The 5,778-nt window shown below is 69.9% G+C and carries 6 protein-coding genes and 1 pseudogene; 5 read left to right on the top strand and 2 right to left on the bottom strand.

What is annotated here, in order from left to right:
- A pseudogene (locus G6028_RS15790) lies at positions 1 to 282 on the top strand (acyl-CoA synthetase); the annotation flags it as partial.
- Between the two features lie 21 nt (positions 283 to 303).
- A complete protein-coding gene (gene trhA, locus G6028_RS15785; protein WP_182659438.1) occupies positions 304 to 1,035 on the top strand; it encodes a PAQR family membrane homeostasis protein TrhA in 732 nt (243 codons plus the stop codon).
- 176 nt (positions 1,036 to 1,211) lie between these two features.
- On the opposite strand, the gene G6028_RS15780 is transcribed toward trhA, so the two are convergent.
- Positions 1,212 to 2,318, bottom strand: coding sequence for a nitronate monooxygenase (locus tag G6028_RS15780; RefSeq protein ID WP_182659439.1), 1,107 nt, complete (start codon positions 2,316 to 2,318; stop codon positions 1,212 to 1,214).
- Between the two features lie 2 nt (positions 2,319 to 2,320).
- Positions 2,321 to 3,958, bottom strand: a complete 1,638-nt coding sequence (locus tag G6028_RS15775; protein ID WP_182659437.1) for an acyl-CoA synthetase — start codon at positions 3,956 to 3,958, stop codon at positions 2,321 to 2,323.
- A gap of 82 nt (positions 3,959 to 4,040) precedes the next feature.
- On the opposite strand from G6028_RS15775, the gene G6028_RS15770 reads away from it, so the two are divergent.
- The 3 genes from G6028_RS15770 to G6028_RS15760 all read left to right on the top strand — a co-directional run.
- Positions 4,041 to 4,847 carry a crotonase/enoyl-CoA hydratase family protein gene (locus G6028_RS15770; protein ID WP_120284528.1) on the top strand — a complete coding sequence of 269 codons (807 nt, stop codon included), beginning with the start codon at positions 4,041 to 4,043 and terminating at the stop codon, positions 4,845 to 4,847.
- Positions 4,848 to 4,939: 92 nt separating this feature from the next.
- Positions 4,940 to 5,293, top strand: coding sequence for a response regulator transcription factor (locus tag G6028_RS15765; RefSeq protein ID WP_200841557.1), 354 nt, complete (start codon positions 4,940 to 4,942; stop codon positions 5,291 to 5,293).
- 16 nt (positions 5,294 to 5,309) lie between these two features.
- A partial coding sequence (locus G6028_RS15760) for a hypothetical protein (protein ID WP_206685755.1) occupies positions 5,310 to 5,778 on the top strand: 469 nt, incomplete at its 3' end.

The following is a 5,778-nucleotide window of genomic DNA, read 5'->3' as shown; positions in this document are numbered from 1 at the left end:
GTGCGCGGTCCGGCCGCGATCGGCGACGCCGTCGCGGCGGCGGTGGTGCTGCGCGAGGGGGTCGACGCCTGGGCGGTGGCGGACGGGTTCGGCGACTTCCTGGCCGCCCAGACCGATCTCGGTCCCAAGCAGTGGCCGTCGCTCCTGCGGGTGACCGCCTCCCTGCCCCGGACGGCCAGCTTCAAGTTCCGGGCGCGCGATCTCACCTCGCTGGGCGCCGAGTCAGCCGGCGACAGGGTCTGGGTACGCGACGGTTCCACGGCGGGATTCACCCCCGTCTGACGTCCTCGGTAGGTTTGGCGTGTGGACCACGCCGTGAACCCCGACCTGCAGCATCCCGCCGGCGACGGCATCAACGATGACGGCGTCGCCGGCGAGGACGACTTCGGCATCTCCGCGCCCGTCCCGCCCAAGCCGCTGCTTCGCGGGTGGATCCACGCCGGCACCCTGCCCGTGGCGATCGCGCTGGGCGTCGTGCTCACCGTGCTCGCCGAGGGCACGGCGCTGACCTGGGCCAGTGCCGTGTTCCTGGCGACCTCGTCGCTGCTGTTCGGAATCTCGGCGCTCTACCACCGTCTCAACTGGGGCCCGCGGGCCACCGCGCTGATGCGCCGGCTGGACCACTCCAATATCTTCCTGCTCATCGCCGGGACGTACACGCCCATGACGGTGGCGGCGCTGGAGCCCCCGACCAGCACGATCCTGTTGACGCTCGTGTGGTCGGGCGCCCTGCTCGGCATCATGTTCCGCCTGTTCTGGCTGTCCGCGCCGCGGTGGCTGTACGTCGTTCTGTACATCGGCCTCGGTTGGACCGCGGTGTGGTTCGCCGGCGATCTCATCGACGCCAACCTGGCCGCCGTCATCCTGGTGCTGGTCGGTGGGGTCGCCTACACCGGCGGCGCGGTGGTCTACGGGCTCAAGCGACCCGACCCGTCGCCGGGCGTCTTCGGCTTCCACGAGGTGTTCCACACCTGCACCGTCATCGCGTTCGCCTGCCACTGGGCCGCGATGCTGCTGTTCGTCCTGACCAGCTGATGACCTGCTGACGACCTGCTGGCCCGATGGCAAGCTGGGCGACCGCTCCGGCGAGCCGCCCGATACAGAAACGAGAATCCGCTATCCCGATTCCGGATCCGCTACCCGAATTGGGCTGGCGGATCCGGAATCGGAGTAGCGGATCTGGCCGATGACGGCGAGACGGGCCCGTCCGGTCAGGCCAGGGTCGCGCGCAGCCGCTCGACGGCGGCCTCGTACTCGGCGACGATCTGCGCCATCGTCTCGGCCACGGGCACCACGCCCTCGAGGGAGCCGATGATCTGGCCGGCGGGCATGGCCACGACCTCGGGATCCTGCGCCTCGGAGATCCGCTGGTGGGCCTCCGCGACGAGGATGTTCTGCAGCGGCATGGGCAGCGGGTCCGGCGCGTCGTCGGCGGCCCACGCCTCGGTCCACTTGCTCTTGAGCAGCCGTGCGGGCTTGCCCGAGTAGATACGGGTACGGACGGTGTCGCGGCTGGTCGCGGCCACGAGCGCCTTCTGCATGGCCTGCGACCCACCGTCCTCGGCGTACTCGGCGGCCGTGAGCCAGCGCGATCCCATCCAGGCGCCCTGCGCGCCCATCCCGATCACGGACGCGACCTGGGTCCCGTCGCCGATGCCACCGGCGGCCAGCACCGGGGCCCGGCCGTCGAGGGCCTTGACGATCTCGGGGACCAGCACCATCGTCGCGACGTCGCCGGTGTGACCTCCCGCCTCGCCGCCCTGGGCGATCACGATGTCCACGCCGTTGTCGACGTGGGCCAGGGCGTGCTTGGTGGCGCCGGCGAGGGCGGCGACCTTCATCCCGTTCTCGTGGGCGAGGTCGATGATGTGCTTCGGCGGCGAGCCCAGGGCGTTGGCGATGAGCACCGGCCGGTGCTTGAGAGACATCTCCACGTGCGACTGGGCGACCGAGTGGAGCCACCCGATGACCCCTGCGTTGTGCTCGGCGTCATCGCCGAGCGGCGGCACCCCGAGATCGTCGAGGACCCGGGAGACGAACGCCTTGTGCTCCTCCGGGATCATCGCGGCGATGTCGGAGGGACTGCCCTCGGTGGGCACCTTGTTGGGCATGACGATGTCCACACCGTAGGGCTTGCCGTCGGTGTTCTCGTCCATCCAGGTGAGCACCTCGTCGAGCTCCGCGGCGTCGTTGTAGCGGACGCACCCGAGGACGCCCATGCCGCCGGCACGGGTCACCGCGGCCGCGACCGCCTTGGACGGGGTGAAGGCGAAGACCGGGTACTCGATCCCGAATTCCTCCGCGAGGGAAGTGCGAATGCTCACTTGCTGATCTCCTGGCTGTCGTCTGCGGGGCGGGACGCGGCGATGTCCGCGGCCCACCGGTAGTCGGGCTTGCCCGCGGGATTGCGCTTGACCGAGGTCTCGACCCACAACGCGCGCGGGCACTTGTAGCGGGCGATCTCCTTGCGCGCGTGCTCGTTGATCTCCTCGATGGGCGGGCACTTGCCGTCACGGGTGTGCAGCACGGCGGCGACCTTGTGGCCCATCCGCTCGTCCGGCACCCCGATCACCAGGGCGTCGAACACGTCGGGATGGGTCTTGAGCGCCGCCTCGACCTCCTCCGGGTGGACCTTCTCGCCTCCGGTGTTGATGGAGACCGATCCGCGACCGAGCATCGTGACGGTGCCGTCCTCCTCGACCCGGGCGTCGTCGCCGGGGATCGAGTAGCGCTTCCCGCGGTACGTTTTGAACGTGGCCGCGGTCTTGACCTCGTCCTTGTAGTACCCCACCGGGATGTGCCCGGTGCGCGCGACCTTGCCGATGACCTCGGAACCGGGCTGGACCTCGTTGCCCTCGGAGTCGAGGACCGTGGTCTCCCCGTCGATCTTCACGCGGGGCCCACCGGTGTGGGTCTTGCCCTTCTCCGCGAGCGCGATGCCGGAGAAGCCGGTCTCGGAGGAACCGATCGAGTCAGAGAGCATGACGTTCGGGAACGCCTCGATGAACTGGTCCTTGACCGACGGCGAGAACAGGGCCGCCGAGGACCCGATGTAGAACACCGACGACGAGTCGTACTTCTCCGGGTCCCATGCCTCGATCAGCGGACGTGCCATGGCGTCTCCCGTGATGAACAGGAGATTGATCTTGTGCTCGGTCACGGTCTGCCAGACGGTCTCGGCGTCGAACTCCGGGATGAGCACGCTGGTGTGGCCGGCGAACAATGCCATGAGGATCGCCCACTGGGCGCCGCCGTGGATGAGCGGGGGCAGGGCGGCCCTGACCAGCACCCCGCCGTCGACGGCCTTGTTCGCCAACTCCCACTCGTCGGCGACCCGCTCCCCCGTGAGGAAGTCGATGCCACCGCCCAGGACCATGAACACGTCCTCCTGGCGCCACATGACGCCCTTGGGCGAGCCCGTGGTGCCACCCGTGTACAGCATGTAGATGTCGTCGTTCGAGCGCTCGCCGAAGTCCCGCTCGGGGGACTGCGCCGCCAGGGCGTCCTCGTAGTGCGCCACGGAGACGCTCTCGGGGACCACCGGGTCCGGTCCGTCGGTCCCGTCCTCGAACACCAGGCAGTGCCGGACCCCCGGGGTCCTGGGCAGGGCCTCGGCCAGGGTCTGCGAGTACCGCCGCTCGTGGATCACCGCGACGGCATCGGAGTTGTCCAGCAGGTACTCGAGCTCGGCCGGGACGTAGCGGAAATTCACGTTGACCATGACCGCGCGGATCTTGAAGATCGCCACCATGGCCTCGACGGCCTCGATGGTGTTGCGGCTGTACACCGCGACCTTGTCATCGGGCCCCACCCCCACCGACTGCAGGTGGTGGGCGAGTCGGTTGGCACGGTCCTCGAACTCCCGGAAGCTGAGCTCGCGATCACCCTGGACGAGCACGAGCCGGTCGGGGACACGGTCCACGCTGTGTTCTACGAGATCTCCGATGGTGTACGCCATGCCCCCAAACTAGAACGTGTTACCTTCCCGTGGTGTGGGTTACATCGAACCCGGCATAAAGAAATCCTCCAGGAGGCCGAAGATGACCAGCGCCGCAACCCCCGAGGACCAGCACCTGCTCACCGAGCGGCGGGGGCACGTCCTGATCGTCACCATGAACCGCCCCGAAGCCCGGAACGCCCTGTCCGGGCCGATGATGCGGGGCATGGAGGCCGCCTGGGACCTGGTGGACTCCGACCCCGACATCCGGGCGTGCATCCTCACCGGCGCGGGCGGGTTCTTCTGCGCGGGCGCCGACCTCAAGGCCATGAACTCCGACGCCCCGGGGGACAAGTTCGCCGGCGGCGGCTGGGATCTCACGACGCTCCCGGCCCTGCTCAAGGGCCGTCGACTGAGCAAGCCGCTCATCGCCGCGGTCGAGGGGCCGGCCATCGCGGGCGGGACCGAGATCCTGCAGGGCACCGACATCCGCGTCGCCGGACGGTCCGCGAAGTTCGGTGTCTCCGAGGCGCGGTGGGGCCTGTACCCGCTCGGCGGTTCGGCGGTCCGGCTCGTGCGCCAGATCCCGTACACCGTCGCGATGGAGGTCCTCATGACGGGCCGCCACCTCACCGCGGAGGAGGCCGAGCGTTTCGGGCTCATCGGCCACGTGGTCGACGACGGATCGGCCCTCGACAAGGCCCTGGAGATCGCCGACCTCATCGCCGCGAACGGTCCGCTGGCGGTCCGGGGGATGATCGAGACCATCCGTCGCACCGAGGGCATGCACGAGGAGGAGGCCTTCCGCGTCGACGCCGAGGTGGGCGGGCGGGTCTTCGCCTCCGCCGACGCGAAGGAGGGCCCGCGGGCGTTCGCCGAGAAGCGCACGCCCGAGTTCCGGGGGGAATGACCTCGCCCCGTCGGGTCTGTCGATAAAGTCGGCACGACAACCAGAGAACAGAGGGGCGGGGCGAACCAGTGACAGGACCAGGGCCGCGGGTCGTGATCGCCGACGACGACGACGACATCCGTGAGCTCGTCGCCTTCAAGCTCGACAACGCGGGATACGAGATCCGCACCGCCCGCGACGGGGTGGAGGCCCTCGAGGCGATCACGAGCTTCGCCCCGTCACTGGCCATCCTCGACATCATGATGCCCGGCCTGTCCGGTCTCGACGTCCTCCGTCGCCTGCGGGACGGAGAGGGCCCGGAGGACTGCCGCGTCCTGCTGCTCACCGCCCGAGCCCGGGATGCCGAGGTCGACGCGGGGTTCGCGGCGGGCGCCGACGACTACGTCATCAAACCCTTCAGCCCCCGGGAGCTCCTCCGCCGGGTCGACGCGCTGCTCGGCCGGTAGAACCGCGGACCGCCCGGTGCTCCCCTCGTACGACGACCCCTCCCCCTCCCTGCTCGACGACGTCGCGCCCGAGGTCGCGTCCAGCGTGCTCACCACATCGCTGTGGATCCTGGTCGCCTCCATCGCCGTGCTGATCATCGTGATGCTGTGGGCCCACGCGGCGCGGATCAGCCGTGGTCGTCGTGTCGAGCGCATCCTGCGGCCGATCCGGCCCCGGCTGCTCGCGCTCGCCGCGGACGAGGAGCCGACCGACGAGCCCACCGGCAGGCTGAGCGGGTACCGGGCGCGCGTGGTCGACAGGGCCGTTCTCGACCTGCTCGGCAAGGTCCGCGGCGGAGCCGTCACCGCGCTGGTCGACATCCTCGATCGTCACGGCACCGTCGACGGCGCGGTCCGTGGCACCCGCTCGTGGTCGTCCACCACCCGGGCCCGGTCAGCCCAGGTACTCGGGGCGACACGGCGCCGTGAGCACGCGTCCACACTGG

Source organism: Dietzia cercidiphylli (assembly GCF_014145145.1).
GTDB classification, from domain to species: Bacteria; Actinomycetota; Actinomycetes; order Mycobacteriales; family Mycobacteriaceae; genus Dietzia; species Dietzia natronolimnaea.
Note: the sequence above shows the minus strand (reverse complement) of the source record. Positions and strands in the feature narration are given on the sequence as shown.

What these genes read in the sequence shown, in the direction of transcription:
- G6028_RS15775 (WP_182659437.1), bottom strand. Translation starts at nt 3,958, where the DNA reads ATGGCGTACACCATCGGAGATCTCGTAGAACACAGCGTGGACCGTGTC.
- G6028_RS15770 (WP_120284528.1), top strand. Translation starts at nt 4,041, where the DNA reads ATGACCAGCGCCGCAACCCCCGAGGACCAGCACCTGCTCACCGAGCGG.